Here is a 23,993-nt window from a genome sequence, read left to right as displayed (position 1 = left end):
AGAGGGCCGCGGTCAGAACTTCAGAATGGCAGCACTTGGCGTCGCTTCAACACCGTGCTGGCCACTGGGCGCGACCAGTTGTACCTGAATCTTCTGGGTGGCGGGGAAGGCCTTGAACAGTCCGGAAAGATCCAGATGCTTCAGGGCATCGGCCGTGGTGCAGGTGAACTGGTAGTGGGCGTGGATTTCACTGTGTTCGTCGTGATCCTCATCGGCCGCCGGCTTGTCGCCGAACAATGGGCTCTCCAGTTCCTGCTTGACCACGCTGCAACCCGCCGCCGCTGGCAGATTGAACAGGTTCAGCGGCTGTTCCAGCCGGGCGCGTGTTGCCGCCACCCTGGCCTTGTCATCATCGCTGCCGACGGCATGCTCGAAGCCGACCAGATTCATGGCCGGGCTTTCCAGTTCCAGTTCCAGAGACGTGTCGTCCAGCGCCGCATTGAGGCGGGCAACCCCGTGTTCATGGGCGCCCAGGCTGCCATGCTCGTGATCATGGGTGTGCTCGTGCTCGTCGTGGGCATGAGCAACAGCCAAGGGCAGCAAGACAAAAGGCAGGGCTAGCAGCAGGCGGCGCATGGACGTCTCCGGGGAAACATTGGAAGGAATTGCAATGTTATAACACTTTATTGTCAGTTGCCTACCGTGCTTGGCGAAGAGGCTGGCCCATGGGAGCATGCAGGCAGTCATTACGAGGAAGCAGAGCGATGTTGCGAATCCGCGGAACCATCGGCGAGTTGCCGGTAGACCTGACACTTGAGCTCGATCAATCCGATTGGGCACAGTTGGGTGCGCATTTTGGTAACCAGGGGCAAGCTCAGCCCGCCGCTTCGACGGCGAGCGCTGTGCCGCTTCGGCAGGATGATGCGCTCTGGCAGACGGCCAGGGATTTGCTGCGCAAGGCTGGCCAGGTGAGCGGCCCTGAGCTGCTGGAGCAATTGGAGGGGTTGGCCGGCAGTACGGCAGCCGGCAAGCGGCTGCTGGTGCGTTTGCGCCATTGTGCCGAAGTGAAAGTTGAAAGCGGTGCGGATGCACCGCTTTATCACTGGATCGGCTGAGCGGCGATCAATACAGCGCGGCGAACAGCTTGCGCCGGTAGGTCGTGACCAATGGATGATCATTGCCCAGCAGATCGAACACCTGCAGCAGGGTCTTGTGTGGCAGACCGCCTTCATAACCGCGGTTACGCACAAAGAGTTTGAGCAGGGCATCCAGCGCCGCGTCGTATTGCTGGCGAGCCAATTGCTGGACCGCCAACTGGTAAGTGGCCTCATCATCATCGGCGTTTTGCGCCAGGCGCGATTTCAGGTCGGCGGCGTCCGGCAGGTTGGCGGCCTGGCGCAGGAAGGTCAATTGCGCCTTGGCACCGGCCAGCGAGGCCTTGTGTTCGTCGCTTTTGACCGCGTCGAGAACGGTCTGGGCTTCATTCAATTCGCCGCGTTCGGCCAGGCAGCGGGCGTAGAGGATCAAGGCGCCAGCATTGCTGTTGTCGGTCGTGAGCAAGGTCTGCAGGATCGCTTCGGCCTGGGCGAATTGCCCTTCGGCGAACAGGGCCTGAGCCTGTTCGAACGGATCGGCCTCTGCCGGTGGCGGTGCTTGTACATGAGGTTCGAGCATGGCGCGAATGGCCGACTCGGGCTGGGCGCCGGCAAAGCCGTCGACCGGCTGGCCATCCTTGAACAGCACGACGGTCGGCAGGCTGCGAATGCCGAAGCGGGCAACGATGTCCTGTTCGGCCTCACAGTCGACCTTGGCCAGCAACAGTTCACCCTGATAACTCTCGGCAACATGCTTGAGCAGCGGCATCAAGGCCTTGCAGGGCGCACACCACTCAGCCCAGAAATCCACCAGCACCGGCTTGTGGAACGAGTTCTGAATCACCGACTGATCGAAGTCGGCGGCGGTTGCGTCGAAGATGTAGGGCGTGTCCTGACTCATGGGGAATCTCGGTGAGCGTTGAATGGGGTAACTATAAAGGCTGGGTGGGTTGGCTGAAAGTCTGTAGCCGCTGCCGCAGGCTGCGCTGGAGGCCCGCAGGGGCTCCCTGGCGATCTTGAGATCCTGCGCCTGCTTGCGCAGGCGAGCGCAGCCTGCGGCAGCGGCTACAAGCGATGGGGTCGTCACTAACGCCGCGCGTGATACAGACTCACATTACGAAACTCCATCGGTTCCGCCAGATCCGGCAAGGTAAACGCCTCGAGCATCTCCAGCCGCTGATAGATCGGATGCCGGAAATCCCGCACTCGCGAGTCAGCCACCAGCGCTTCGCGGCCGCGGCTGAGGAACTCATCGAGCAGCGGCAGGTTGGCCCGGTCGTAGAGCACATCGGCGACCAGAATCAGGTCGAAGCGATCGGCCTCTTCGAAGAAATCCGTCGAGTACTGCAGCTCGACGCCATTGAGCGCGGCATTCGCTCGGCAGGCTTCGATCGCCAGCGGGTCAAGGTCGCAGGCCACCACTTCCAGCGCGCCGGCCTTGGCTGCGGCAATCGCCGCCACCCCGGAGCCGGCGCCGAAATCCAGCACTCGCTTGCCTTCGACCCAATGTGGCTGCTCGGCCAGATAGCGGGCCATCGCCAGGCCGCTGGCCCAGCAGAAGCTCCAGTAAGGCGGCTCATGGAGAATGCGCCGGGTTTCTTCCTGGGTGAAGGCGCGATCCATGTTTTCGGCGTCGATCAACCACAGTTTCAGCGCAGTATCGGGCAGTTCGCTGACGACCAATTGCGCGTCGCCAATCAGTTCGCTCAAGGCCTTTTGCAGATGGGCGACGGGCATCACGGGGCCTTTTCGAATTGCAGTGGTCCAAGCACCTGGGTCGTTGGCTGACTGATGCGCCGCGAAGGCAGGTGCAGGATCAACTGTCCGGACTGGCTGGCGCGACCCCGCAGCTCGACCCGTGCCCCGGCAGGAAATGATTCGGGGTTGAAGCGCAGCTGGAACGGCAGCGGCTGATTGGTGCCATTGAGCTTGCTGCTGGCGATCAGGCGTTGCGGCCGGCTGCGTTCGTCGATGACCAGCAAGGCCAGTTCGACCTCTGCACCGGCCGGTACACCCAGCAATGAGCCGCTCAACTCGCGCTGATAAGCGGGCAGTGGCCCCAGGTTGGGCTGTGCCCGTGCGGTTGCCGGTGGCTCAGTCTGGGTCGATTCAGGTTTGGGCGTGTCACTGCTGCAGGCAACGAGCAAGCTGGCGAAGCTGAGCATAACGAGCGCTCGAAATGACATTGATGTCTCCCAGGGCATTAATCCTGCGCCGATGGTAACCCCTTTGGCTTGTCTTGCCAGTGGGATGCGCTAACATGACCCTCCCTTTTTTTGTTGCCTGCCACCATGCACTGTCCCTTTTGCGGTGCCAACGACACCAAGGTCATCGACTCGCGACTCGTCGCCGAGGGCGAGCAAGTCCGCCGGCGCCGCGAGTGCCTGGCCTGCGGCGAGCGTTTCACGACCTTTGAAACGGCTGAGTTGGTATTGCCGCGTCTGATCAAACAGGACGGCAGCCGCCAGCCGTTCGACGAAGAAAAACTGCGTGCCGGCATGCAGCGAGCGCTGGAAAAGCGCCCGGTCAGTGTCGAGCGTCTGGAAGCGGCGCTGGCGCATATCAAGCACAAGCTGCGCGCCACCGGTGAGCGTGAAGTCAAGTCGCTGGTCGTCGGCGAGTTGGTGATGGCCGAGCTGCAGAAGCTCGATGAGGTCGCCTATATCCGTTTCGCCTCGGTTTACCGACGCTTTCAGGATCTCGACGAATTCCGCGAAGAAATCGACCGCCTGGCCCGCGAGCCAGCCAAAGAGTGACTATGCCAGCTGAGCAAAGGGTGCTCGACGCCCACTACATGGCGCGCGCCCTGGAACTGGCGCGCAAGGGCCTCTATTCGACGCATCCCAACCCGCGGGTCGGTTGTGTGATCGTGCGCGATGGCCAGGTTGTCGGAGAAGGCTGGCACGTACGGGCCGGCGAACCCCATGCCGAAGTACATGCCCTGCGCCAGGCCGGCGCGCAGGCATTGGGCGCGACCGCCTATGTCACTCTTGAACCCTGCAGCCATCATGGCCGTACACCGCCCTGTGCCGATGCCCTGGTCAAGGCCGGCGTCGCCCGGGTGGTGGCCGCCATGCAGGACCCGAACCCTGAAGTGGCCGGTCGCGGCTTGCAGCGCCTGGCCGAGGCGGGTATCGAGGTCTCGAGTGGCGTTCTGGAAAGTGAAGCGCGGGCGCTCAACCCCGGGTTCATCAAGCGTATGGAGCATGGCCTGCCGTATGTGCGGGTCAAAATGGCGATGAGCCTGGATGGCCGTACCGCCATGGCGAGTGGCGAAAGCCAATGGATTACCGGTCCGGCGGCACGCTCGGCCGTGCAGCGCCTGCGGGCTCGCTCCAGTGTCGTGCTGACCAGTGCCGAAAGCGTCATCGCCGATAACGCCCGCATGACCGTACGCGCCGATGAGTTGGGGCTCGAGCCGGAACTGGCCGCACTGGCCCGGGCGCGACCGCCCCTGCGGGTGTTGATCGACGGGCGCCTGCGTACGCCGCTCGATGTTCCATTCTTTCAGGCTGGCACGGCACTGGTGGTGACCTGCGATGCGGGCCAGGCGCATGAGCGCTATGAGCAGGCCGGGCTGGAATTGCTGGCGATGCCGGGCAGCGACGGCCATGTTGATCTGCGCGGGCTGTTGGTCGAACTGGCCGGACGCGGCGTCAGCGAAGTGCTGGTCGAGGCCGGCCCACGACTGGCCGGTGCTTTTGCCCGCCAGGGGCTGGTCGATGAGTACCGGCTGTTCATCGCCGGCAAGTTTCTCGGCTCCAGCGCCCGGCCCTTGTTCGAATGGCCGATGGCACGGATGAGCGAAGCGCCGACACTGAAGATCGTAGAAATGCGTGCGGTGGGCGATGATTGGCAAGTTACTGCCATACCAGAGCCTGCGCTCAGCGTATAATTTCCGGCTTGCGCCCAGCGCCAGCCCTGTTCTCGAGGAGGACTCATGTTTACCGGCATTATCGAATCCATCGGCAGCATCCGTTCATTGACCCCCAAGGGCGGTGATGTGCGGGTTTATGTAGAGACGGGCAAACTCGACCTGGGTGATGTCAAACTGGGCGACAGTATTGCGGTCAATGGCGTCTGCCTGACGGCTGTGGAGCTGCCGGGCGATGGCTTCTGGGCCGACGTCAGCCGCGAAACCCTCGATTGCACGGCGTTCATCGATCTCAAGAGCGGTAGCCGGGTCAACCTGGAGAAGGCTCTGACGCCGACCACCCGCCTGGGCGGTCACCTGGTCAGCGGCCACGTCGACGGCGTCGGCGAGGTGGTTTCGCGCAGCGATAACGCTCGCGCCATCCAGTTCCGCGTCCGCGCGCCGAAAGAACTGGCCAAGTACATCGCGCACAAAGGCTCGATCACGGTCGACGGCACCAGCCTGACCGTGAACGCAGTCGATGGCGCCGAGTTCGAGCTGACCATCGTCCCGCACACCCTGGCCGAAACCATCATGGCCGATTACCGTCCGGGGCGTCGGGTCAATCTGGAAGTCGACCTGCTGGCCCGTTACCTGGAGCGCCTGTTGCTCGGTGACAAGGCCGCCGAACCCGCGAAGGGCGGCATTACTGAAAGTTTCCTGGCCGCCAACGGCTACCTCAAATCCTGAATTGAAAGGGGGTGCCGCGTGGCGCTCAACAGCATCGAAGAACTGGTAGAAGATATTCGCCAAGGCAAGATGGTCATCCTGATGGATGACGAAGACCGCGAGAATGAAGGCGACCTGATCATGGCCGCCGAATGCTGCAAGGCCGAGCACATCAACTTCATGGCCAAGCACGCCCGTGGCCTGATCTGCATGCCCATGACCCGCGACCGCTGCGAGCTGCTCAAGCTGCCGCTCATGGCGCCGCGCAACGGTTCGGGCTTCGGCACCAAGTTCACCGTCTCGATCGAGGCGGCCACCGGTGTCACCACCGGTATTTCCGCAGCCGACCGTGCGCGTACCGTGCAAGCCGCTGCCGCCCGCGACGCCAAGGCCGAAGACATCGTCAGCCCGGGTCATATATTCCCGCTGATGGCCCAGGCCGGCGGCACGCTGGCACGCGCCGGCCACACCGAAGCTGCCTGCGACCTGGCGCGCATGGCCGGTTTCGAGCCAAGCGGCGTGATCTGCGAAGTGATGAACGATGACGGCACCATGTCCCGTCGTGCCGAGCTGGAAACCTTTGCCGCCGAACACGGCATCAAGATCGGCACCATCGCCGACCTGATCCACTACCGGATGATCCACGAACGTACCGTTCAGCGGATTGCCGAGCAGCCACTGGACAGCGAACTGGGCCAGTTCAACCTGGTCACCTACCGGGATTCGGTGGAAGGCGACGTGCACATGGCCCTGACCCTGGGCAACATCTGCGCCGAAGAGCCGACCCTGGTCCGGGTGCACAACATGGACCCGTTGCGCGACCTGTTGATGGTCAAGCAGCCCGGCCGCTGGAGCCTGCGCGCCGCCATGAGCGCGGTGGCAGAGGCGGGCAGCGGTGTCGTGCTGTTGCTCGGCCACCCACTGGACGGCGACGTTCTGCTGGCGCATATCCGCGAAAGTGCCGAGAGCGCGACGGCGAAAACCCCGACCACCTACAGCACCGTCGGTGCCGGTTCGCAGATCCTGCGCGACCTCGGCGTGCGCAAAATGCGCCTGATGAGTTCGCCAATGAAGTTCAATGCGATATCCGGATTCGATCTGGAAGTTGTAGAATACGTGCCCTCCGAATAAAGACAGCGCATTTTCTGGCTTGAATTCGTGACCCCAACTCCTGCAGGCCGCATCCGGGCGGCCTGGCTCTTTAAGATGAGAATGCCTGAATGACCCTGAAGACCATCGAAGGTACCTTCATTGCCCCCAAAGGTCGCTATGCTTTGGTGGTTGGCCGCTTCAACAGCTTCGTTGTCGAAAGCCTGGTAAGCGGTGCCGTTGATGCCCTGGTTCGCCATGGCGTCAGCGAAAGCGACATCACCATCATCCGTGCTCCTGGCGCGTTCGAGATCCCGCTGGTTGCACAGAAAGTCGCCCAGCAAAGCGAATACGCTGCGATCATCGCGCTCGGCGCGGTCATTCGTGGTGGTACCCCGCATTTCGAATACGTGGCGGGCGAGTGCACCAAGGGCCTGGCTCAGGTTTCCATGGAGTTCGGCGTACCGGTCTCCTTCGGCGTACTGACCGTCGACTCGATCGAACAGGCCATCGAACGTTCCGGCACCAAGGCCGGCAACAAAGGTGCTGAAGCTGCCCTGTCCGCTCTGGAAATGGTCAGTCTGCTGGCGCAGTTGGAGGCCAAGTGATTAGCGACGAAAGCGATCGTTTCAACCCGCGCGATCCAAAACCAGCCGCTGCTGGCAAGCCATCGAAGAGCGCCAAGCGCCGCGAAGCCCGTCAGCTCGCGACGCAGGCCCTGTATCAATGGCACATGGCCAAGCATTCGCTGAACGAGATCGAAGCGCAATTTCGGGTCGACAACGATTTCAGCGATATCGACGGCGCCTATTTCCGCGAGATCCTGCACGGCGTTCCCGCCTGCAAGGCAGAAATCGATGCGTTGTTGGCACCGTGCATGGACATCACCATCGATGAACTCGACCCGGTCGAACTGGCGGTCCTGCGCCTGTCCACCTGGGAGTTGCTCAAGCGCGTCGACGTACCGTACCGCGTTGTGATCAACGAGGGCATCGAGCTGGCCAAGGTCTACGGTTCCACCGATGGCCACAAGTTCGTCAACGGTGTGCTGGACAAGCTGGCGCCGCGTCTTCGCGAAGCCGAAGTCAAGGCATTCAAGCGCTGATCGTTGCGCTTGCGGCTAATGGGCGAGTTTGAGCTGATCCGACACTACTTCGCCGCTGCGCCCTGTGCGCAGGCGGGCGAAGGCGTTGCCCTGGGTATTGGTGACGACTGCGCCCTGCTGGCTGTCCCGGCCGGTGAACAACTGGCGATTTCGACCGACACCCTGGTCGCAGGGGTCCATTTCCCCGACGCCAGCGACCCCTTTCTCCTTGGGCAACGCGCCCTTGCTGTCGCCGCCAGTGACCTGGCTGCCATGGGGGCCACTCCTGTTGCATTCACCCTTGCGCTGACCTTGCCGACGGTTTCTGCCGATTGGTTGCAAGCCTTTGCCCGTGGTTTGAACCAGATGGCGCAACACTGCCGGTTGAGCTTGATCGGCGGCGACACCACCCGTGGGCCCTTGAGCCTGACCATGACCGTATTCGGCCGGGTGCCGGCCGGCAAGGCGCTGACTCGTGCCGGCGCGCGGCCGGGCGATCTGCTTTGCGTGGGCGGTGCGCTGGGTGACGCGGCAGGGGCCTTGCCGCTGGTATTGGGTGAGCGCGCCGCGCAGGCGAGCATTGCCGAGCCGCTGCTGGCCCGATACTGGTCTCCCTCGCCACAGTTCGCCCTCGGTCAGAGCCTTTTGGGCAAGGCCACGTCAGCAATGGATATTTCCGACGGCCTGCTGGCCGATTGCGGGCATATCGCCGCCGCTTCCAGTGTGGCGCTGCGGGTCGAACTGGACAAAATCCCCATGTCCGCGGCGTTGCGGGCCTTTCTCGACCCGGCACAGGCGCAACAGGCCGCTCTTGCCGGGGGCGACGATTATGTCCTGGCCTTTACCTTGCCCGCCGCCGAGCTGCCCGGACTGCTCGCCAGCGGCTTGCCGATAACGGTGATCGGCAAGGTGCTCGAGGGGCAGGGCGTCACCCTGCATGACGGCGAAGGCAAGGACATCACCCCGGCAACCCGGGGTTATCAACATTTTCGGGAGACACCGTGACTGATCACCCCAACCAGGTCCCTGCGGAACACGTTCCGCCTTCGGTCTGGCGTAACCCCTGGCATTTTCTCGCCTTTGGCTTCGGTTCGGGGACCTTGCCCAAAGCCCCTGGCACCTGGGGCTCGCTCGTGGCACTGCCATTCGTACCGTTGTGGCAGATGTTGCCCGACTGGGGTTATTGGCTGATGCTTGGGGTCACGATGCTGTTCGGCTTCTGGCTGTGCGGCAAGGTCGCCGATGATTTGCGGGTGCATGACCACGAGGGCATCGTCTGGGACGAGATGGTCGGCATGTGGATAACCCTTTGGCTCGTGCCTGAAGGCTGGTACTGGCTGCTGGCGGGTTTCCTGATGTTCCGCTTCTTCGATATTCTCAAGCCGTGGCCGATTCGTTGGATCGACCGGCACGTACACGGCGGAATTGGGATTATGCTGGATGATGTGCTGGCCGGCGTCTTTGCCTGGCTGGCCATGCAAGGCCTCGTATGGAGCTTCACTTAAGGGAGATAAGGGAATGCGTGGATGGGGATTGCTGATGCTGCTCTGGGTGTTGGGAGGCTCGATGGCATGGGCTGCTTCACCGGCTGTAACCCCCACCCAGATCCGCCTCGCCAGCGAGGAGTGGAGCGACTACACCAACAAGGATGGCACCGGGCTGGCGTGGGATATCCTGCGCAAGGTGTTTGAGCCAGCCGGGGTCAAGGTGCGGACCCGTAGCGAGCCCTATAGCCGCGCCGTCGGCCTGGTCCAAAGGGACGAAGCCGATGCCTGGGTCGGCTCTTATCATCAGGAGCGCAGCGAAAACCTCTACCCGCGCTGGCCCTTCGATGTCGATCACATCTATGCCCTGGGCCTTGCCGGCAAGGCGGTGCCGCAACGCGAGACCATCGGGCAATACCGGCTGGCGTGGGTTCGTGGCTATGAGTTCCAGCGTTATTTGCCGAACATCAAACGTTACGATGAGGTGCAGCGGCGTAATGGTATCGTCTCGATGCTCGTGCACGATCACACAGACTTCTACATCGACGCGCTGACCGAGGTCGAATACGTACAGAGCATGGCCAAGGACCCTGCGCTGCTCAAGAGCACGCACCTGGCCGAACTGCCGTTGTACCTGGCCTTTGCCAATACCGCGCGTGGGCGGGCGCTGCTGGAATTGTTCGATAAACGCATGGACAGCCTGGTACCCAGCGGGGAGCTGCGAGAGATTTTCGAGCGCTGGGAACAACCCTATCCATTTGCCGAGGGGCAACAACAACCCGGACAGTGATCGAACTATTTGATCAATATCTCCGATAATTCAGCCTAAGCGTCAGCACGGAGCTGCTGTTACAATGCGCTCCTTGCCAATTTTCATGTTCAATACTGATCAGGAGCACACGGTGCCCGTCGTCTTCGTTGCCGCTTCTCAGCTGCCCACCCCCTTTGCAAAATTCACCATGCATGGTTTTCTCGATGAGGCCACCGGTCGCGAGCACGTCGTGCTCAGTCTCGGGGACGTGGCGGATGGGGAACCGGTGCTGGGTCGCCTGCATTCCGAATGCCTGACCGGCGATGCCTTGTTCAGCCAGCGCTGCGACTGCGGCTCCCAGCTCGAGGCGGCCTTGCAGGCGATTGCCCGCGAAGGTCGTGGCGTCCTGCTGTACCTGCGTCAGGAAGGTCGCGGCATCGGCCTGCTCAACAAGATTCGCGCTTATGAATTGCAAGATGGCGGCGCCGATACCGTCGAAGCCAACGAGCGCCTGGGGTTTGCCGCTGATCAGCGCGACTACGCCATGTGCCTGCCAATGCTCGAGCACCTGGGCGTCAAATCCCTGCGTTTGATGACCAACAACCCGCGCAAGGTCAAGGCGCTGACCACCATGGGCATCGCCGTGGCCGAGCGCGTGCCGCTGCACACCGGGCACAACCCACACAACAAGCACTACCTGGCCACCAAGGCCGGCAAGCTCGGCCACATGATGGGCAACGAGCACCAGGGTGAGGCCGGCTCGGCGTGACCCGGCCGCAAATTCGCCGCCGCCTGGCCGTAACCTGGTGGCAGCAGTTGGCGTTGACCTTGTTGCCTTTGCTGGTCATGGGCTGGGCCTTCGGCAGCAACAAGCCGCTGTTTCCGGTTCTGGTCATGCCGTTTTTCATCGCCGGCGTCGCCTCGATGTTTATCAGCCTGCCGCGTTTCGCGGCCTACAAGCATGCCTTGATCGCGACTCAAAAGGCCTTGGACACCCCTCAGGAGCCTGCCGCCTGGAACGCCCTGGCACACACCCGGCGCACAGCCCTGTTGGTGGCCGGCTTGCCAGCCTGGATCGCAGCATTGGCGGTGCCTGTCGGACTGGAAGCGGTTCCGCTGGTCCTGCTGGCCGTCTCCAGTCTGGTGCTGCTTTATCTCTACCGTATTCCACGCCAGTTGGCTTGATGCTGCGCCTGCTCGCTTGCCTGTTGCTGGCCCTGTGCGGGGCCGCCGAGGCGGTCGAGCGAGTGGTCACCCTGGCGCCGTCCCTGACAGAAATCGTTGTGGAACTTGGCGCTGCCGATCGACTGGTCGGTGTGCTGGATGCCGGCGAGCGGCCTGCTTCGCTCAAGGGTCTGCCGTCAGTAGGGCAATATGGCCAACTGGACATGGAGCGCCTGCTCAGCCTCAAGCCTGATCTGCTATTGCTCTGGCCCGGCAGCGTCGGCCCGGCTCAGCGCGAGCAACTCGACCACTTCGGCATTCCTACCTTCGTTGCCGAACCCCATAGCCTCGACGAACTCATTGCCCAGATCGAAGCCATCGCCGATCGACTTGGCACCCCTGCGCAAGGCCGGAAGCAAGCCGCCGAATTGCGCACGCAGCTGGCGTCCCTGCGTCAGCGCTATCGACGCGCCGAACCTCTGCCAGTGTTCTACCAGATCTGGGATAGACCGCTCTACACCGTGGGGGGCGGCCAGATCATCAGCGATGCCCTGAAGACTTGTGGCGCGCGCAATGTGTTCGACGACCTGACCTTGCCGGCGCCCCAGGTCAGTCTGGAGTCGGTGCTGCAACGTGATCCACAGGCGATCCTGGCGACCAGTCAGTCGCAATTGGATGCGTGGAAAGCCTGGTCGCATGGGCGACTGTTGTTGGTGACCGATAATGGTCTGGAGCGGCCGAGTGGGCAGATGATTGGGGCGACGGCCAAGCTGTGCGCGTTGATAGCCCCCGAACGCTGACTGCCTACTCTCGTTCCCACGCTCCGCGTGGGAATGCAGTGACCGACGCTCTGCGTCGCTTTGCTGCGCGTCAGGAGAGGCATTCCCACGCGGAGCGTGGGAACGAGGGGGATCAGGGGGGGTTAAATCTCCGGTGTCCAGGTCACCCCAAACATCCAGGCACGGCCTTCTTCCCGATAACCGTATTCATTGCCGGCATGGCTGTAGAGGGCGCGGCTGTAGCCCTTGTCCAGCAGGTTGTCGACCTTCATTTCCAGTGAGATCTCGCGATTGAGCAGCCAGCTGCTGCGCAGCCCGAGCAAGCCATAACCGCCCAATCGGTTGCGGTTGTCCAGGTCGTCGTAGCTGCTGCTCACCGCCTGCCAGCTAGCGCCGAGGCCGAGGCGATCGAACTGCCGGTCCAGGTCCAGGCTCAAGGTCCTGCGTGCGCGGCGGGCCAGGGTGTGGCCGCTGTCGCGATCGCGTGGGTCGATGATTGCCAGGCCCAGGTTGCTCTGCCAGCCGAACAGCTCCTGTTTCAGCGCAGCTTCGAAGCCATCGATTCGAGCCGAGGCGACGTTCTCCGGGCGTGAATTGCTGCCGAAAATGATCGCGTCTTCAAGGTTGGTGCGGTAGAGCGAGGTTTCCAGGCGGCTGGTTTCGCTCAGCTGGCTGCGCCACTGCAGTTCATAGCTTTTCGAGGTTTCGGGCTTGAGGTTCGGGTTGCTGAAACCCGGGTAATACAAATCATTGAAGGTCGGTGCGCGGAAGCCTTCGCTGTAGCTCAGCAGCACATCGTTTTCGGGGTTGAGCGGCAGGGTGAAGGTACCGCTCCAGCTGTTCTGCCCGCCGAACTGCTGGTTCTGGTCATGGCGCAGGCCCAGTTCGGTGGAAAAGCTTTGCGCCTGGAAGCGATGCTGGACAAAGGCGGCGCGGTTCCAGCGACTGTCTTCCTCGAAGGGCGTGCTGCTGTTGACCTGGTCTTCATACCAGTCCACGCCCAGCAGCAGGCTGTTGCGCTCGTCGAGCGTCAAGTCGTTCTGCCAGTTCGCGGAGTCGCGGTAAGTGTTGAATACGCTGTGCTCATCACTCAGCTTGTCGAGGGAGGTTTCCAGGTTTTCGCTGTGGCCCAGTTCGACGCGGGATTTCCAGTGGTCATTGATGCGAGCATCGACGTAACTGCTGACACTGCTCACAGTGAAGTCGTTGTACGGTTGCTGTTCGACGGACTCGAACGTGGTCAGGTCGAAACGGCCGAACGGGTTATCGAACTCGCTTTTGCCGCGGTTATCCAGCACGTTCAGGCCAGCTTCCAGGTCATCGCTGAAGGCATGGCTCAGGCTGAAGCTGACCGACTTGTTGCGGTAGGCATCGTGATCGCGATCGCTGGGGAACGACTCATGGGTGCGGTTGATGCCGGCGGTTTCATCGAGGCTGGCGCCGAGATTGAAGCGGGTTTGTTCGTCGCCACCGGACAGCCCCAGGCTGCGCTCCCAGGTCCCATAGTTGCCAAAGCCCAGGTGCAGACGCGATTGCAGGCCCGGTTCGGCGCCGCGCCGGGTAAAGATCTGGATCACCCCGCCAATCGCATCGCTGCCGTAGATCACCGATCGCGAGCCGCGCAGCACTTCCACGCGCTCGATCTGATCGATGTTCAGGTGCTGCAGATTACTGTCCCCGGAAGTCGAGTTGCCGATGCGCTGGCCATCCACCAGCACCAGGCTTTGCGCAGAGCGGGTGCCGCGGATATAAATCCCCGGCAGGCTGCCGCGTCCGCCGGTTTGTACGACCTGCACGCCAGGCACGCGGCGCAGCAGGTCAGGCACGCTGTTCGGCTGCAGACGGTCGATGTCGTCGCGGGTAAAGACGGTGTTGGCGGCGCTGCTGTCGTTGCGCGCTTCGACTTGGCGGTTGGCGCTGATCAGTACATCGGGCAGCTTCAGCGCTTGTTCACGTTCGAATGAGTCGGCCAGCAGCTGGCCGGCCGGCAGCAGCGAGAGGGTCAGGGCAATGCGCGAGAGTTTCATCGGTAATCCGTAACGCGGTGAGGCGCGGCGCACAGGCGTGCGCCGCTTTCGATCAGCTACCCAGTAGCTGTAGGCGCTGGCTGACGGCGGCTTCGATGCCCGCTTCGTTCAAGCCGCACTCGGCGAGCATTTGTGCAGGTTTTGCGTGCTCGACATAGATGTCCGGCAGGCCAAGGTGCAGCACAGGCTTGAGGAGGTTTTCCCGTGCGAGGAATTCGCTCACAGCAGCACCGGCGCCGCCCATGATCGCGTTCTCTTCGATGGTCACCAGCAGCTCGTGGCTGTTGGCGATCTCGCGTACGAGGGCTTCGTCCAGTGGCTTGACGAAGCGCATGTCGACCACGGTCGCATCGAGCTTTTCGGCCACTTTCAAGGCGTCGGCCAGCTGCACGCCGAATACCAGCAGTGCGGCTTTCCTGCCTTGGCGACGAATCACGCCCTTGCCGATTTCCAGCGGTTCGAGCGTGGTTTCGATCGGCGCATTCGGGCCGGTGCCACGCGGATAGCGCACGGCAGCGGGGCCGGCGTACAGGTGGCCGGTGGTGAGCATCTTGCGCAGCTCGTTTTCATCGCTCGGGGTCATCACCAGCATGCCGGGGATGCAACGCAGGAACGACAGGTCGAAGCTGCCGGCGTGGGTCGGGCCGTCTTCGCCCACCAGGCCTGCGCGGTCGATGGCGAATAGTACGTCGAGGTTCTGCACGGCAACGTCATGGATCAGCTGATCGTAGGCGCGCTGCAGGAAGGTCGAATAGATCGCCACGACCGGTTTCGAGCCTTCGCAGGCCATGCCGGCGGCCAGGGTGACCGCATGCTGTTCGGCGATGGCGACATCGAAGTAGCGATCGGGGAAGCGCTCGCTGAAGGCGACCAGGTCCGAGCCTTCTTTCATGGCCGGGGTGATTCCGACCAGGCGCTCATCGGCGTCGGCCATGTCACACAGCCATTGGCCGAACACCGCCGAGTATTTTGGCCCGCTGGGCTTTTTCGGGGCGGCGGCAGGCGCGTCGAGCGGTTCGAGCTTGGTGATCGCGTGGTAGCCGATCGGGTCGACCTCGGCCGGGGCGAAGCCCTTGCCCTTTTTGGTCACGACGTGCAGGAACTGCGGCCCCTTGAGGTCGCGCATGTTGCGCAGCGTGGCGATCAGGGTCGGCAGGTCATGGCCGTCGATCGGACCAATGTAGTTCCAGCCCAGTTCTTCGAACAGCGTGCCGGGAACCAGCATGCCCTTGGCATATTCTTCGGTGCGGCGGGCGATTTCCCAGGCGCCGGGCAGGCGCGACAGGACTTTCTTGCTGCCTTCGCGCATGCTTGCATACGTACGGCTGGAGAGAATCTTGGCCAGGTAATTCGACAGCCCGCCGACATTACGCGAGATCGACATATCGTTGTCGTTGAGGATCACCAGCATGTCGGCGCCGACTTCAGGTGCATGGTTCAGGGCCTCGAAGGCCATGCCAGCGGTCAAGGCGCCGTCGCCGATCACGGCGATCGACTTGCGCGGGCTGTTCTGCAGGCGCGCAGCGATAGCCATGCCCAGGGCCGCACTGATCGAGGTGCTCGAGTGGCCGACGCCAAAGGTGTCGTACTCGCTCTCGGAGCGGCGTGGGAACGCGGCGAGGCCGTCCTTCTGGCGCAGGCTGCCCATCGCCTTGCGCCGACCCGTGAGGATCTTGTGCGGATAGGCCTGATGGCCAACGTCCCACACCAGACGGTCGTCGGGCGTGTCGAAGACGTAATGCAGAGCGATCGTCAGCTCGATTACGCCCAGGCCAGCACCGAAATGTCCGCCTGTCTGGCCAACCGTATAGAGCAACTCCTGGCGCAATTCGTCGGCCAGGGTGTCCAGCTCCGCTTCGCCCAGACGGCGCAAACCGGCAGGGGTGTCGGCGCGGTCGAGCAGGGGCGTAATCGGGCGTTCGCGGGGAATCTCTTGAAACGTCGTGGGCATCAGGCGAATCATTATAGGTTTGAAGAGGGCGGCAGTTTACCTTATTGCGTCGGAGACTGCTCGTTGGGGAGCGGGTGTGCCAGCATAGTCTGCGGTGCAGCAATCGCTGGCAAGCCAGCTCCCACAGTTTTTGCAGCGTTTGCATATTCTCTGTGGGAGCTGCGGTGCGACGACTCGACTTGCCAGCGATGAGGCCTTCAGCTACTTAGCTACGCCGCTCGACAATATACCGAGCCAGATCACGCAACGGCTCGGCCGCTGCGTCGAATGGACGCAGCGCATGCAGTGCCTGGTCGCGCAGTTCCAGGGCATAAGCCTTGGCCGCATCCAGGCCCAGCAGTGCCGGGTAGGTCGGCTTGTCGCGGGCAATATCGGCGCCCTGGCGCTTGCCCAGGGTCGCGGTGTCACTCTCGACGTCGAGGATGTCGTCCTGCACCTGGAACGCCAGGCCAATGGCTTTGGCATAGGTCTGCAGCGACTGGAGCTCGGATTCCTCGGCACGACCGCTGGCAAGGGCGCCGAGGGTGACGCTGGCCTCGATCAGGGCGCCGGTCTTGTGCCGATGCATGAGCTCGAGGGCCTTCTGGTCCAGCTTGAGGCCGACCGAACCCAGGTCGATGGCCTGGCCACCGACCATGCCGGCGGGGCCTGCGGCCTGGGCCAGGGCCTGCACCATGGTCAGGCGGGTGCGCTCATCCTGGGGGCTCAGGCGCGGGTCGAGCAGGGCGGTGAAAGCCAGGCTCTGCAGGCCGTCGCCGGCGAGGATTGCACAGGCTTCGTCGAACGCCTTGTGCGTGGTCGGCTGGCCGCGACGCAGATCGTCGTCGTCCATGGCCGGCAGGTCGTCATGCACCAGCGAATAGGCGTGGATCAGCTCGACCGCGCAGGCGGCGCCATTGGCGTGTTCTGCCGCGCCGCCCAGGGCTTCGCAGGCGGCGTAGGCCAGCAGCGGACGAACGCGTTTACCGCCGTTCATCACGCTGTAGCGCATGGCCTCATAGAGGCGGGTCAGCTCAACCGAGGGCGCAATGAACAGGCTGTCCAGTGCATCGTTGACGCGGGCCTGGCAAATGGCCTGGTAGGTGGCAATCATTCAGGTTGTTCCACATCGAAGGGTTCTTGCGCGAGTTCACCGTCACGTTCGAGCAGGATCTGCACCTTTTGCTCGGCCTGGGCCAGCGCGCCCTGGCAGTCGCGGGTCAGGCGGATGCCTTGCTCGAACGCGGTCAGGGAGTCTTCCAGCGACAGCTCGCCGTTTTCCAGGCGCTCGACCAGCGTTTGCAGCTCGGCGAGGGATTGCTCGAAATCAACGGCAGCTTTTTTTCGGGCCATGGCGGCTATCTCGGTAGGTGTTCAAACGGCGCGACACTAGCAGAGCCGGGGCTGGCGGGCAAATCCAGGGGCTGACCTGCAGCTTTGCCCACGGGGCAACCAATGCCACTACAATGGGCCCATTATCGCGCATCGGACAGCCTATGGACCTCGATCTGGCCCGTACCTTCCTGGAAATCGTACGCTCTGGCAGCCTGGTGGCGGCTGCCCAGAAACTCCATGTCACACAAACCGCCATCACCGCCCGGGTGCAGAAGCTGGAAAGCCAGCTCGACTGCAAGCTGTTCGTGCGCAATCGTGCCGGTGCCAGCCTGACCGCCGACGGCGAAGCCTTTGTCGTCTATGCCAATCAGTTGGTGCAGACCTGGGAGGCGGCGCGGCGCGACCTCCCGCTGCCGGAGGGTTATCACAATGTGCTGCATATCGGCGGTGAAGTCAGCCTGTGCAACCCGTTGATGCTCAACTGGGTTGGCGTACTGCGCGAGCGGATACCCACCCATGCCTTGCGCACGGAAATCAAGGACGGTGAAAGCTTGCTGCGGCAGCTGGAACTGGGCGTGCTGGACGCTGCTTTGGTCTATCAGCCGACCTATTGGCCCGGCCTGCAGGTCGAGCAGTTGTTCGAAGAAAAGCTCATCATGATCCGTTCGGTGGCGCGGCCCGAACCTTATGTATATGTCGATTGGGGCGAGGACTTTCGGCGCCGGCATGACGCTGCGCTCCCCGATCGCGCCAAGGCGGCGGTCACCTTCAACCTGGGACCACTGGCGCTGCAATACATTCTGGAGCACGGCGGCTCGGGCTATTTCCGTACCCGCGTCGTGCAGAGTTACATCGATAGCGGTGTGCTGGAAAGGGTGCCCAAGGCGCCAGAGTTCAGCTATCCGACCTACCTGATCTATTCACGCGAGCGTGATTCGGCGGCGCTGCAAAAATCTTTCGAGTTGTTGCGCGAAGTCGTCAAGACCGACATTGACTGGTCCCAGCGCTGGGATCCGATGACCTGAGCGTCATCGGCATGGGTGACCAGGTGACGATGCAAGGCGGCGATGAGGTCGGTCTGGGTGATCACGCCCACCAGTTCGTCGCCCTCCAGTACCGGCAGGCAATGCAGGCCCTGGCTCGATAGCAGCGGGATCATGTCGACGATATGGGTATTGCTCTGTACGCAGGTCACCGGGTGGCTCATGACCTTTTCCAGGGTTTCCTGACGATGCAGGCCCAGCAGGCCGCGCCAGCTCCACTGTCTGCGCGTGAGCGGGTGTCCGATCAAATCGACCAGACTGACGATCCCGACCAGATGGCGGTCTTCATTGAGCACCGGCAGGGTTTTCAGATGATGGCTGCTGAACATTTTCAGGGCATGCTCAAGGGTGGTCTGAGGCGTAGCGCATTGCACGTCCCGGGACATGACATGCTGCGCCGCAATATTCCCCAGGCTACGCCGCACGGCGTGCTTCTCGGTCGCCAGGATGATCTGCTCCAGGTCTTCGCGAGTGACGTCGACAAACTCGCCGATCTCCTCCAGCGCCTGGTCCAGGTCCCTTGAATTGATCCCTACTCGTTGCTCGGGTGAAGGGTCGAGGGTGTGGTGCAAATCCTGCGGTGCGGCATGACGTTTGGGATAGCGCACGCCTGTCAGATTGTTGTAGATCAAGGCCATGCCCAGCAGGCTCACGGCATTGAGCATGACCGGGTAGATCACCTGCACACCCATCTGGCCGAGGCTGGCATCGGCCAGCACCAGGCTCAGGGCCAGCCCCCCGCTCGGCGGGTGCAGGCAACGTAGCGGGCACATGATGGCCAGCGACAGGCCCACCGCCAGGCAGGCGCTGAACACTGAGCGGCCAAACACATGCGCCACCAGCAACGCCACCAGCGTGGCCACCAGGTAGCTGCCGATGATTGACCAGGGCTGCGCCAGCGCACCCGAGTAAACGGCAAACAGCAGAACAGCCGAAGCTGCCACCGGCCCGAGCAAATGCAGGGCCACGTCGCTGCCAAATGCCTCTTGGCAGAGCAGGCTGGCAATCAGCACGCCGAGCAGGGCGCCGAACGCGGCCCGCAGCCATTCTTTGGGCGGGATGTTCAACGAGGCGGGGGTGAACCGGGACAACCAGTTACTAAATTGGTGCGTGGACATGCACTAACCTGGGGCAATTGCAGTTGCTGCGCAGTCTGGAGAACGGCGTTGTATCGTGCAAATTCAAAATAGTGCTGTTTCAGTGCATTTTTATTGAAGTTAAAACCTGTTGCTCAGCCAGCCGGGCAGGGGCCTCCGGCATCAGCCCAGCGTTTGAACTGGGCGACGAACTCATCATGGGGCACCGAGACCGGCGCTCGGTTGCCACCAGGGCTCCACCCCCACAGCACGAGCTTGTCCTCGCCGACATGCTTGAGCAGCGCCGCAAAGTCGCGCCCGCCGTTACTCGACTTGTCCTTGATCAATTGGCACAGCTGATCGGCGGGCAGGCCGATCCAGGCCATCTTGTGCGCCGGTGGTGGCAGCGCCCAATGCGGGGCACCGGGAGGTGCGTGGGGGCCATAACTGTCCGGTGGGTTGGCCTCGGCATGACAGGTCGTACAGGGCAGGCCCGCCGCGCCCTTGCCATCGGCGCCGCGCACCACATTCATTGCATGGGGGATGCTGGCGTCGAACTGCAAGGGCGAGTCTCCGGGAATATGGCAGTTCTGGCAGCGCGGGTGCTGGAACACCTGCTGAACTGTGGCAAAGGCGGCCACCGCCTCCTGTTGGTCGTCGGCCAGCGCCAGGCCGGCCGGCAACATTGCGCTCAACAGCAGCGACAAGAGCAATCGGTGCATGGGACTCTCCTCACACCCCGGCCAATTGAAGAGGCAGCTCGCGCAACCGTTGCCCGGTCAGTGCAAACACCGCGTTGGCCACTGCCGGCGCCACAGGCGGTACTGCGGTTTCGCCGATGCCGCCCATCTTGTCCGTGCTGGGCACGATGTGGGTTTCCACCACTGGCATTTCGTTCAGGCGCAGCACCTGGAAATCGTGGAAATTCGACTGTTGCACCTTGCCGTCCTTGAAGGTGAGCTTGCTGTGCAGGGCAGCACTGAGGCCAAAGGCGACACCCGATTCCATCTGCGCGGCGATGCCCTGAGGGTTGACCGCGACGCCGCAATCCACCGCGCACACCACGCGATGCACACGGATGACGTCATCGGTCACCGAGACTTCCGCCACCTGGGCAACGTAGCTGCCGAAGGATGCATGCACGGCGATGCCCCGGGCGTGGCCATTGGGCAATGGCGAGCCCCAGTTGGCCTTTTCTGCCGCCAGATTCAGTGCGCCGAGCAGCCGCGGCTCGTTCTTGAGCAGCACGCGGCGGTACTCGAGTGGGTCCTTGCCGGCGGCATTGGCCAGTTCGTCGATGATCGACTCCATGACGAAACCGGTATGGCTGTGCCCCACCGAACGCCACCACAACACTGGAATACCCGTAGTCGGTGAATGCAGGCTGACATGGTGGGCAATGGTTTTGAGATAAGCCGAGTCGGCGACTCCTTCGACCGAGGTATGGTCGATGCCCTCGTGTACCAGCATGGCTTCGAACGGGGTGCCGGCGCCGATTGACTGGCCGACGATGACCTGCTCCCAGGCCAGGGGCAGGCCGTCCTTGTCCAGGCCGATACGCGCCTTGTGCAAGAACGCGGAGCGGTAATAGCCGCCATGCACATCATCCTCGCGGCTCCAGACGGTCTTGACCGGCACCCCGGCAGCCTTCGCCACCTGCACGGCTTCAGTGACGAAATCGGAGGTCGGTGTTGCCCTGCGACCGAAACCGCCGCCCAGGAACATCGTATGGACCTGCACTTGTTCGGGCTTGAGCCCGGTAAACTTCGCCGTGACCTGCTGATCGACCGTCTGGAATTGCGTGCCGGTCCAGATCTCGCAGCTGTCCGCATTCAGTTTTACCGTACAGTTGAGCGGCTCCATCGGCGCATGGGCCAGGTAGGGCACGTGGTACTCGATATCAAGCGTCTTGGCAGCCTTGTCCAGGCTCGCGCTGATATCGCCGGACTGCGCAGCTGTCTGGCCCTTGGTCGTTGCGAGTTTCTTGAATTCGGTGAGCAGCTTGACGCTGTCCAGACCGGCATGTTGGCCCAAGTCCCAGTCGACGGTCAGGGCATCACGGCCAACCTTGGCAGCCCAATAATGGTCGGCAATCACCGCCACACCGGATGGCACCTGAACCACCTGACGGACACCCGGCACGGCCTTGGCCCTGGTCGCATCGAACGATTTGGCAGATCCACCAAAAACCGGCGAGCGCGCCACTACCGCGGTCATCAGCCCTTCGAACTGAACATCCATGCCAAAGCGCGCGCTGCCATTGATCTTCTCGGGCGTGTCCAGGCGCTTGGTGGGCTTGCCGATCACTTTCCAGTCCTTGGCCTCCTTGAGCTTCACGCTGGCCGGATCGAGCGCCGGCAACTGGCTCGCCTCGGCCGCCAGGTCGCCGTAGGGAATGTGTTTTTCACCGACAATAACTTCACCGTTTTCGGTGCGAATGTCCTCCACCGGCACCCCGAGGCGATTTGCGGCCGCCTGCACCAGCAAGGTTCGTGCAACCGCGCCCGCCTGGCGATAACGGTCGAATTCCGACCAGATGCTGGTCGAACCGCCCGTGCCCTGCAACCCGCCAAACACCTTGCTGCCATACGCCGCATCCGCCGGCGCGTGCTCGACCCTGATCTTCGACCAGTCGGCATCCAGCTCCTCGGCAATGAGCATGGCCAGGCCGGTCCAGATGCCCTGGCCCATCTCCGAGTGCGCCAGCAGCACCGTGACACTGTTATCGCTGCCCACCCGCAGGAACGCATTGGGGCTGAACGTGGCGTTATCGGTACCGGCCGCCCAGGCCAGACGCCTGCCGCCGGGCAGGGTAAAGGCAACCACCAGGGCGCCACCGACGATGGCGGTACTCTTGAGAAATCCACGCCGGGAAATATCGTTGCGACTGTTCATGGCCTGCCCTCCGCTAACCCAGTTCAGCAGCCCGCTTCACGGCAGCGCGTATGCGCGGATAAGTGCCGCACCGGCAAATATTCCCTGACAGGGCCTGATCGATATCGGCATCGCTGGGCTTCGGTATCTTCGCCAGCAACGCGGCTGCCGACATGATCTGACCGGACTGGCAATAACCGCACTGCACCACATCGAGCTCGGCCCAGGCTCGCTGCACGGGGTGCGATGCATCAGGCGAAAGACCTTCGATAGTGGTGATGGACTTGCCGGCCACCGCTGACACCGGGGTGATACAGGAACGCAGCGGCGCCCCATCCACATGCACGGTGCAGGCACCACACTGCGCGATTCCGCAACCGAACTTGGTCCCGGTCAAGTGCGCGACGTCGCGCAGCACCCAGAGCAGGGGCATGTCGTCGGGCACGTCGAGTTGCTGCGCTTTGGCATTGATGGTGAGCGTAACCATGGCTGAAACCTCATCCGCGATCAGGGCTTGCCGTGCTTCGCTTCTGGCGAGCGATAGCCGCCTGACCTGGAAGACCAGGGCAGGTTGTTTTAGCTAAGCGCAATTTGCGGTGGGTTGCAGAGCGGGCGACCGTCGGTCCGAGAAGGGTTACTTGCGAATCGCCACATACGAATTACGCAGGTCAGTAGCCCAACCATCCAGCACAGCCTTGACATTCGCAGCCGTCATGACCTCTGTGTCGTTCTCCAGCGGTACTCCCGTGCCTTTACGGACCACTTCAGCGACAACGGTCCTGGTTCCGCCATCGAGAAACGCTACTTCGGTGGCGATTTCACTGTCCTGGTCGCGGATCCCGGTGGCGGTGCTGACGCCAGCCGCGACCAGCGTGATCGGCAGCCATTCGTAAGCGCGCAGGCTCTGGGTGCTGGCGGCGACCCGGGTAATTGCCGGCCTGACGATCAGCGTATTCGGGCCGGGGGCCGTGACCACGGTCATGACTTTACCCAGTTCGTGCTTGAGCGCGGCATCGTAATACCAGGTCACGTCGGAGAGCGTGGTTTGCGGAATCCGCTCGGTCGGCTGAGGCTGCGGGTAGAACTGGCTCGGTTCAATATAGACCTGTGTGTAAAGATCGACCCTGATCCCGGGTCTCACCCAGCTAAGCACCGTTTGACCGGAAGGCGACTGGCGCTCTGTCAGTGCGTTGTAGTCGCGCAGAAAACCCGAATACGCTTCGGGCGCGACTTTCTTGTTGCTGCACGCCGAGAGGGTGAGGGTTGCGGCAAGCAACAGGGACAGTGAGAGATTGCTTCTCATCAAAGCGTTTCCTGAATGGATTGTTTTCGTGGGTGAAGAGCGCTGCTCAGGCGTGGGCATGGGTATCGGGCAAGTCTTCCGAGCACTCGATGCGCAAATCGCCATGGGCCATGATCCATTGAGTGAATTCGGCGATGGGGGCTGAGTGGATGTACTCCACCCAGTGGCTGCACGTCGGACTGTAACGCTCGAAGTAGCGGCTCAATACGATGCGGCTGCGATCATTGGATAACCCCAGGCGTGACTGCTGGAACAGCATCGGATCGTTGCTCCATACCTTGCTGGCGCGCTCGTTCAGGATCAGGGTATGGGTGGTGTCGATCCCGTCGGCCGGATGCTTGCTGTTCGATACCTGCATAGTGGACTCCTGTAATGGATGCCGCGCAGGGTGCCGGAGCGGTTTTGCACGAGGATGTCCGGTTTGTGTCCGGCAGGTAG

At 62.6% G+C, this 23,993-nt stretch carries 28 protein-coding genes and 1 pseudogene; 15 read left to right on the top strand and 14 right to left on the bottom strand.

Annotated features, from left to right (window positions below):
- Positions 1-12: 12 nt before the first annotated feature.
- The gene (locus F2S13_RS17850; RefSeq protein ID WP_166363197.1) at positions 13-576 is read right to left on the bottom strand and encodes a DUF2796 domain-containing protein; all 564 of its coding nucleotides are present in this window, start codon (positions 574-576) and stop codon (positions 13-15) included.
- Between the two features lie 128 nt (positions 577-704).
- Here F2S13_RS17850 and F2S13_RS17845 point away from each other — a divergent pair, with 128 nt between their 5' ends.
- The gene (locus F2S13_RS17845) at positions 705-1,055 is read left to right on the top strand and encodes a hypothetical protein (RefSeq protein WP_166363195.1); all 351 of its coding nucleotides are present in this window, start codon (positions 705-707) and stop codon (positions 1,053-1,055) included.
- 7 nt (positions 1,056-1,062) lie between these two features.
- On the opposite strand, the gene trxA is transcribed toward F2S13_RS17845, so the two are convergent.
- The 3 genes from trxA to F2S13_RS17830 all read right to left on the bottom strand — a co-directional run bounded on the left by trxA (position 1,063) and on the right by F2S13_RS17830 (position 3,220).
- Entirely contained in the window at positions 1,063-1,935 is an 873-nt protein-coding gene (trxA, locus tag F2S13_RS17840; RefSeq protein WP_166363193.1) for a thioredoxin, read from the bottom strand.
- A gap of 185 nt (positions 1,936-2,120) precedes the next feature.
- Entirely contained in the window at positions 2,121-2,771 is a 651-nt protein-coding gene (locus tag F2S13_RS17835; protein WP_166363191.1) for a class I SAM-dependent methyltransferase, read from the bottom strand.
- On the bottom strand, positions 2,771-3,220 hold the full coding sequence (locus tag F2S13_RS17830) for a YbaY family lipoprotein (protein ID WP_166363189.1): 450 nt from the start codon (positions 3,218-3,220) through the stop codon (positions 2,771-2,773). The genes F2S13_RS17835 and F2S13_RS17830 overlap by 1 nt, the downstream gene beginning before the upstream one ends.
- 105 nt (positions 3,221-3,325) lie before the next feature.
- On the opposite strand from F2S13_RS17830, the gene nrdR reads away from it, so the two are divergent.
- The 12 genes from nrdR (at position 3,326) to F2S13_RS17770 (ending at position 11,988) form a co-directional block, all read left to right on the top strand.
- Positions 3,326-3,790, top strand: a complete 465-nt coding sequence (gene nrdR / locus F2S13_RS17825) for a transcriptional regulator NrdR (RefSeq protein WP_166363187.1) — start codon at positions 3,326-3,328, stop codon at positions 3,788-3,790.
- 2 nt (positions 3,791-3,792) lie between these two features.
- Positions 3,793-4,929 carry a bifunctional diaminohydroxyphosphoribosylaminopyrimidine deaminase/5-amino-6-(5-phosphoribosylamino)uracil reductase RibD gene (gene ribD / locus F2S13_RS17820; protein WP_166363185.1) on the top strand — a complete coding sequence of 379 codons (1,137 nt, stop codon included), beginning with the start codon at positions 3,793-3,795 and terminating at the stop codon, positions 4,927-4,929.
- Positions 4,930-4,974: 45 nt separating this feature from the next.
- Positions 4,975-5,637, top strand: coding sequence for a riboflavin synthase (locus F2S13_RS17815; RefSeq protein ID WP_166363183.1), 663 nt, complete (start codon positions 4,975-4,977; stop codon positions 5,635-5,637).
- Between the two features lie 18 nt (positions 5,638-5,655).
- Complete coding sequence (gene ribBA / locus F2S13_RS17810) at positions 5,656-6,747, top strand: bifunctional 3,4-dihydroxy-2-butanone-4-phosphate synthase/GTP cyclohydrolase II (RefSeq protein WP_166363181.1); 1,092 nt, start codon at positions 5,656-5,658, stop codon at positions 6,745-6,747.
- Positions 6,748-6,836: 89 nt separating this feature from the next.
- The gene (ribH, locus tag F2S13_RS17805; RefSeq protein WP_065759168.1) at positions 6,837-7,313 is read left to right on the top strand and encodes a 6,7-dimethyl-8-ribityllumazine synthase; all 477 of its coding nucleotides are present in this window, start codon (positions 6,837-6,839) and stop codon (positions 7,311-7,313) included.
- Positions 7,310-7,810 (top strand): transcription antitermination factor NusB, encoded by a 501-nt coding sequence (gene nusB, locus F2S13_RS17800; protein WP_166363179.1) that lies wholly within the window; start codon positions 7,310-7,312, stop codon positions 7,808-7,810. Before ribH ends, nusB begins: the two co-directional genes overlap by 4 nt.
- A gap of 18 nt (positions 7,811-7,828) precedes the next feature.
- Complete coding sequence (thiL, locus tag F2S13_RS17795; RefSeq protein ID WP_166363177.1) at positions 7,829-8,794, top strand: thiamine-phosphate kinase; 966 nt, start codon at positions 7,829-7,831, stop codon at positions 8,792-8,794.
- Positions 8,791-9,294, top strand: coding sequence for a phosphatidylglycerophosphatase A (locus F2S13_RS17790; RefSeq protein ID WP_166363175.1), 504 nt, complete (start codon positions 8,791-8,793; stop codon positions 9,292-9,294). The genes thiL and F2S13_RS17790 overlap by 4 nt, the downstream gene beginning before the upstream one ends.
- A gap of 13 nt (positions 9,295-9,307) precedes the next feature.
- A complete protein-coding gene (locus F2S13_RS17785) occupies positions 9,308-10,063 on the top strand; it encodes a substrate-binding periplasmic protein (RefSeq protein WP_166363173.1) in 756 nt (251 codons plus the stop codon).
- 112 nt (positions 10,064-10,175) lie between these two features.
- A complete protein-coding gene (gene ribA / locus F2S13_RS17780; protein WP_166363171.1) occupies positions 10,176-10,793 on the top strand; it encodes a GTP cyclohydrolase II in 618 nt (205 codons plus the stop codon).
- Positions 10,790-11,209 carry an MFS transporter gene (locus F2S13_RS17775; protein WP_166363169.1) on the top strand — a complete coding sequence of 140 codons (420 nt, stop codon included), beginning with the start codon at positions 10,790-10,792 and terminating at the stop codon, positions 11,207-11,209. Before ribA ends, F2S13_RS17775 begins: the two co-directional genes overlap by 4 nt.
- Positions 11,209-11,988 (top strand): cobalamin-binding protein, encoded by a 780-nt coding sequence (locus F2S13_RS17770; protein WP_166363167.1) that lies wholly within the window; start codon positions 11,209-11,211, stop codon positions 11,986-11,988. The genes F2S13_RS17775 and F2S13_RS17770 overlap by 1 nt, the downstream gene beginning before the upstream one ends.
- Before the next feature lie 122 nt (positions 11,989-12,110).
- On the opposite strand, the gene F2S13_RS17765 is transcribed toward F2S13_RS17770, so the two are convergent.
- Positions 12,111-13,994, bottom strand: coding sequence for a TonB-dependent receptor domain-containing protein (locus F2S13_RS17765; protein WP_166363165.1), 1,884 nt, complete (start codon positions 13,992-13,994; stop codon positions 12,111-12,113).
- Here F2S13_RS17765 and F2S13_RS29875 point away from each other — a divergent pair.
- Positions 13,928-14,152 (top strand): DUF6525 family protein, encoded by a 225-nt coding sequence (locus tag F2S13_RS29875; protein WP_425500237.1) that lies wholly within the window; start codon positions 13,928-13,930, stop codon positions 14,150-14,152. The genes F2S13_RS17765 and F2S13_RS29875 overlap by 67 nt on opposite strands.
- Here F2S13_RS29875 and dxs read toward each other — a convergent pair.
- The 3 genes from dxs to F2S13_RS17750 all read right to left on the bottom strand — a co-directional run bounded on the left by dxs (position 14,047) and on the right by F2S13_RS17750 (position 17,277).
- Positions 14,047-15,945 carry a 1-deoxy-D-xylulose-5-phosphate synthase gene (gene dxs / locus F2S13_RS17760; RefSeq protein ID WP_166363163.1) on the bottom strand — a complete coding sequence of 633 codons (1,899 nt, stop codon included), beginning with the start codon at positions 15,943-15,945 and terminating at the stop codon, positions 14,047-14,049. The two genes, F2S13_RS29875 and dxs, sit on opposite strands and share 106 nt — an antisense overlap.
- Before the next feature lie 205 nt (positions 15,946-16,150).
- The gene (gene ispA, locus F2S13_RS17755) at positions 16,151-17,038 is read right to left on the bottom strand and encodes a (2E,6E)-farnesyl diphosphate synthase (protein ID WP_166363161.1); all 888 of its coding nucleotides are present in this window, start codon (positions 17,036-17,038) and stop codon (positions 16,151-16,153) included.
- Positions 17,035-17,277 carry an exodeoxyribonuclease VII small subunit gene (locus F2S13_RS17750; protein ID WP_166363159.1) on the bottom strand — a complete coding sequence of 81 codons (243 nt, stop codon included), beginning with the start codon at positions 17,275-17,277 and terminating at the stop codon, positions 17,035-17,037. The genes ispA and F2S13_RS17750 overlap by 4 nt, the downstream gene beginning before the upstream one ends.
- Positions 17,278-17,420: 143 nt before the next feature.
- Between F2S13_RS17750 and F2S13_RS17745 the strand changes: the two genes are divergently transcribed.
- A complete protein-coding gene (locus F2S13_RS17745; RefSeq protein ID WP_166363157.1) occupies positions 17,421-18,284 on the top strand; it encodes a LysR family transcriptional regulator in 864 nt (287 codons plus the stop codon).
- Here F2S13_RS17745 and F2S13_RS17740 read toward each other — a convergent pair.
- The 6 genes and pseudogenes from F2S13_RS17740 to F2S13_RS17715 form a co-directional block, all read right to left on the bottom strand.
- A pseudogene (locus tag F2S13_RS17740) lies at positions 18,261-19,420 on the bottom strand (HPP family protein); the annotation flags it as partial. The gene F2S13_RS17745 and the pseudogene F2S13_RS17740 sit on opposite strands and share 24 nt — an antisense overlap.
- Before the next feature lie 113 nt (positions 19,421-19,533).
- The gene (locus F2S13_RS17735) at positions 19,534-20,064 is read right to left on the bottom strand and encodes a hypothetical protein (RefSeq protein ID WP_246237928.1); all 531 of its coding nucleotides are present in this window, start codon (positions 20,062-20,064) and stop codon (positions 19,534-19,536) included.
- 46 nt (positions 20,065-20,110) lie between these two features.
- Positions 20,111-22,273: a xanthine dehydrogenase family protein molybdopterin-binding subunit gene (locus tag F2S13_RS17730; RefSeq protein ID WP_166363153.1), complete on the bottom strand. Its 2,163-nt coding sequence runs from the start codon at positions 22,271-22,273 to the stop codon at positions 20,111-20,113.
- A 13-nt stretch (positions 22,274-22,286) separates the two neighbouring features.
- Positions 22,287-22,739 (bottom strand): (2Fe-2S)-binding protein, encoded by a 453-nt coding sequence (locus tag F2S13_RS17725; RefSeq protein ID WP_166363151.1) that lies wholly within the window; start codon positions 22,737-22,739, stop codon positions 22,287-22,289.
- 147 nt (positions 22,740-22,886) lie between these two features.
- Positions 22,887-23,555, bottom strand: coding sequence for a DUF3313 domain-containing protein (locus tag F2S13_RS17720; RefSeq protein WP_166363149.1), 669 nt, complete (start codon positions 23,553-23,555; stop codon positions 22,887-22,889).
- 46 nt (positions 23,556-23,601) lie between these two features.
- A complete protein-coding gene (locus tag F2S13_RS17715) occupies positions 23,602-23,913 on the bottom strand; it encodes a hypothetical protein (RefSeq protein ID WP_166363147.1) in 312 nt (103 codons plus the stop codon).
- Positions 23,914-23,993: the final 80 nt, after the last annotated feature.

The sequence above is a fragment of the Pseudomonas akapageensis genome (assembly GCF_011355085.1).
GTDB lineage: Bacteria > Pseudomonadota > Gammaproteobacteria > Pseudomonadales > Pseudomonadaceae > Aquipseudomonas > Aquipseudomonas akapageensis.
Note: the sequence above shows the minus strand (reverse complement) of the source record. Positions and strands in the feature narration are given on the sequence as shown.

What these genes read in the sequence shown, in the direction of transcription:
- F2S13_RS17850 (WP_166363197.1), bottom strand. Translation starts at nt 576, where the DNA reads ATGCGCCGCCTGCTGCTAGCCCTGCCTTTTGTCTTGCTGCCCTTGGCT.
- F2S13_RS17845 (WP_166363195.1), top strand. Translation starts at nt 705, where the DNA reads ATGTTGCGAATCCGCGGAACCATCGGCGAGTTGCCGGTAGACCTGACA.
- trxA (WP_166363193.1), bottom strand. Translation starts at nt 1,935, where the DNA reads ATGAGTCAGGACACGCCCTACATCTTCGACGCAACCGCCGCCGACTTC.
- F2S13_RS17835 (WP_166363191.1), bottom strand. Translation starts at nt 2,771, where the DNA reads ATGCCCGTCGCCCATCTGCAAAAGGCCTTGAGCGAACTGATTGGCGAC.
- F2S13_RS17830 (WP_166363189.1), bottom strand. Translation starts at nt 3,220, where the DNA reads ATGTCATTTCGAGCGCTCGTTATGCTCAGCTTCGCCAGCTTGCTCGTT.
- nrdR (WP_166363187.1), top strand. Translation starts at nt 3,326, where the DNA reads ATGCACTGTCCCTTTTGCGGTGCCAACGACACCAAGGTCATCGACTCG.
- ribD (WP_166363185.1), top strand. Translation starts at nt 3,793, where the DNA reads ATGCCAGCTGAGCAAAGGGTGCTCGACGCCCACTACATGGCGCGCGCC.
- F2S13_RS17815 (WP_166363183.1), top strand. Translation starts at nt 4,975, where the DNA reads ATGTTTACCGGCATTATCGAATCCATCGGCAGCATCCGTTCATTGACC.
- ribH (WP_065759168.1), top strand. Translation starts at nt 6,837, where the DNA reads ATGACCCTGAAGACCATCGAAGGTACCTTCATTGCCCCCAAAGGTCGC.
- thiL (WP_166363177.1), top strand. Translation starts at nt 7,829, where the DNA reads ATGGGCGAGTTTGAGCTGATCCGACACTACTTCGCCGCTGCGCCCTGT.
- F2S13_RS17785 (WP_166363173.1), top strand. Translation starts at nt 9,308, where the DNA reads ATGCGTGGATGGGGATTGCTGATGCTGCTCTGGGTGTTGGGAGGCTCG.
- F2S13_RS17770 (WP_166363167.1), top strand. Translation starts at nt 11,209, where the DNA reads ATGCTGCGCCTGCTCGCTTGCCTGTTGCTGGCCCTGTGCGGGGCCGCC.
- F2S13_RS29875 (WP_425500237.1), top strand. Translation starts at nt 13,928, where the DNA reads ATGAGTCGGCCAGCAGCTGGCCGGCCGGCAGCAGCGAGAGGGTCAGGG.
- F2S13_RS17765 (WP_166363165.1), bottom strand. Translation starts at nt 13,994, where the DNA reads ATGAAACTCTCGCGCATTGCCCTGACCCTCTCGCTGCTGCCGGCCGGC.
- dxs (WP_166363163.1), bottom strand. Translation starts at nt 15,945, where the DNA reads ATGCCCACGACGTTTCAAGAGATTCCCCGCGAACGCCCGATTACGCCC.
- ispA (WP_166363161.1), bottom strand. Translation starts at nt 17,038, where the DNA reads ATGATTGCCACCTACCAGGCCATTTGCCAGGCCCGCGTCAACGATGCA.
- F2S13_RS17750 (WP_166363159.1), bottom strand. Translation starts at nt 17,277, where the DNA reads ATGGCCCGAAAAAAAGCTGCCGTTGATTTCGAGCAATCCCTCGCCGAG.
- F2S13_RS17745 (WP_166363157.1), top strand. Translation starts at nt 17,421, where the DNA reads ATGGACCTCGATCTGGCCCGTACCTTCCTGGAAATCGTACGCTCTGGC.
- F2S13_RS17735 (WP_246237928.1), bottom strand. Translation starts at nt 20,064, where the DNA reads ATGTTGCCGGCCGGCCTGGCGCTGGCCGACGACCAACAGGAGGCGGTG.
- F2S13_RS17730 (WP_166363153.1), bottom strand. Translation starts at nt 22,273, where the DNA reads ATGAACAGTCGCAACGATATTTCCCGGCGTGGATTTCTCAAGAGTACC.
- F2S13_RS17725 (WP_166363151.1), bottom strand. Translation starts at nt 22,739, where the DNA reads ATGGTTACGCTCACCATCAATGCCAAAGCGCAGCAACTCGACGTGCCC.
- F2S13_RS17720 (WP_166363149.1), bottom strand. Translation starts at nt 23,555, where the DNA reads ATGAGAAGCAATCTCTCACTGTCCCTGTTGCTTGCCGCAACCCTCACC.
- F2S13_RS17715 (WP_166363147.1), bottom strand. Translation starts at nt 23,913, where the DNA reads ATGCAGGTATCGAACAGCAAGCATCCGGCCGACGGGATCGACACCACC.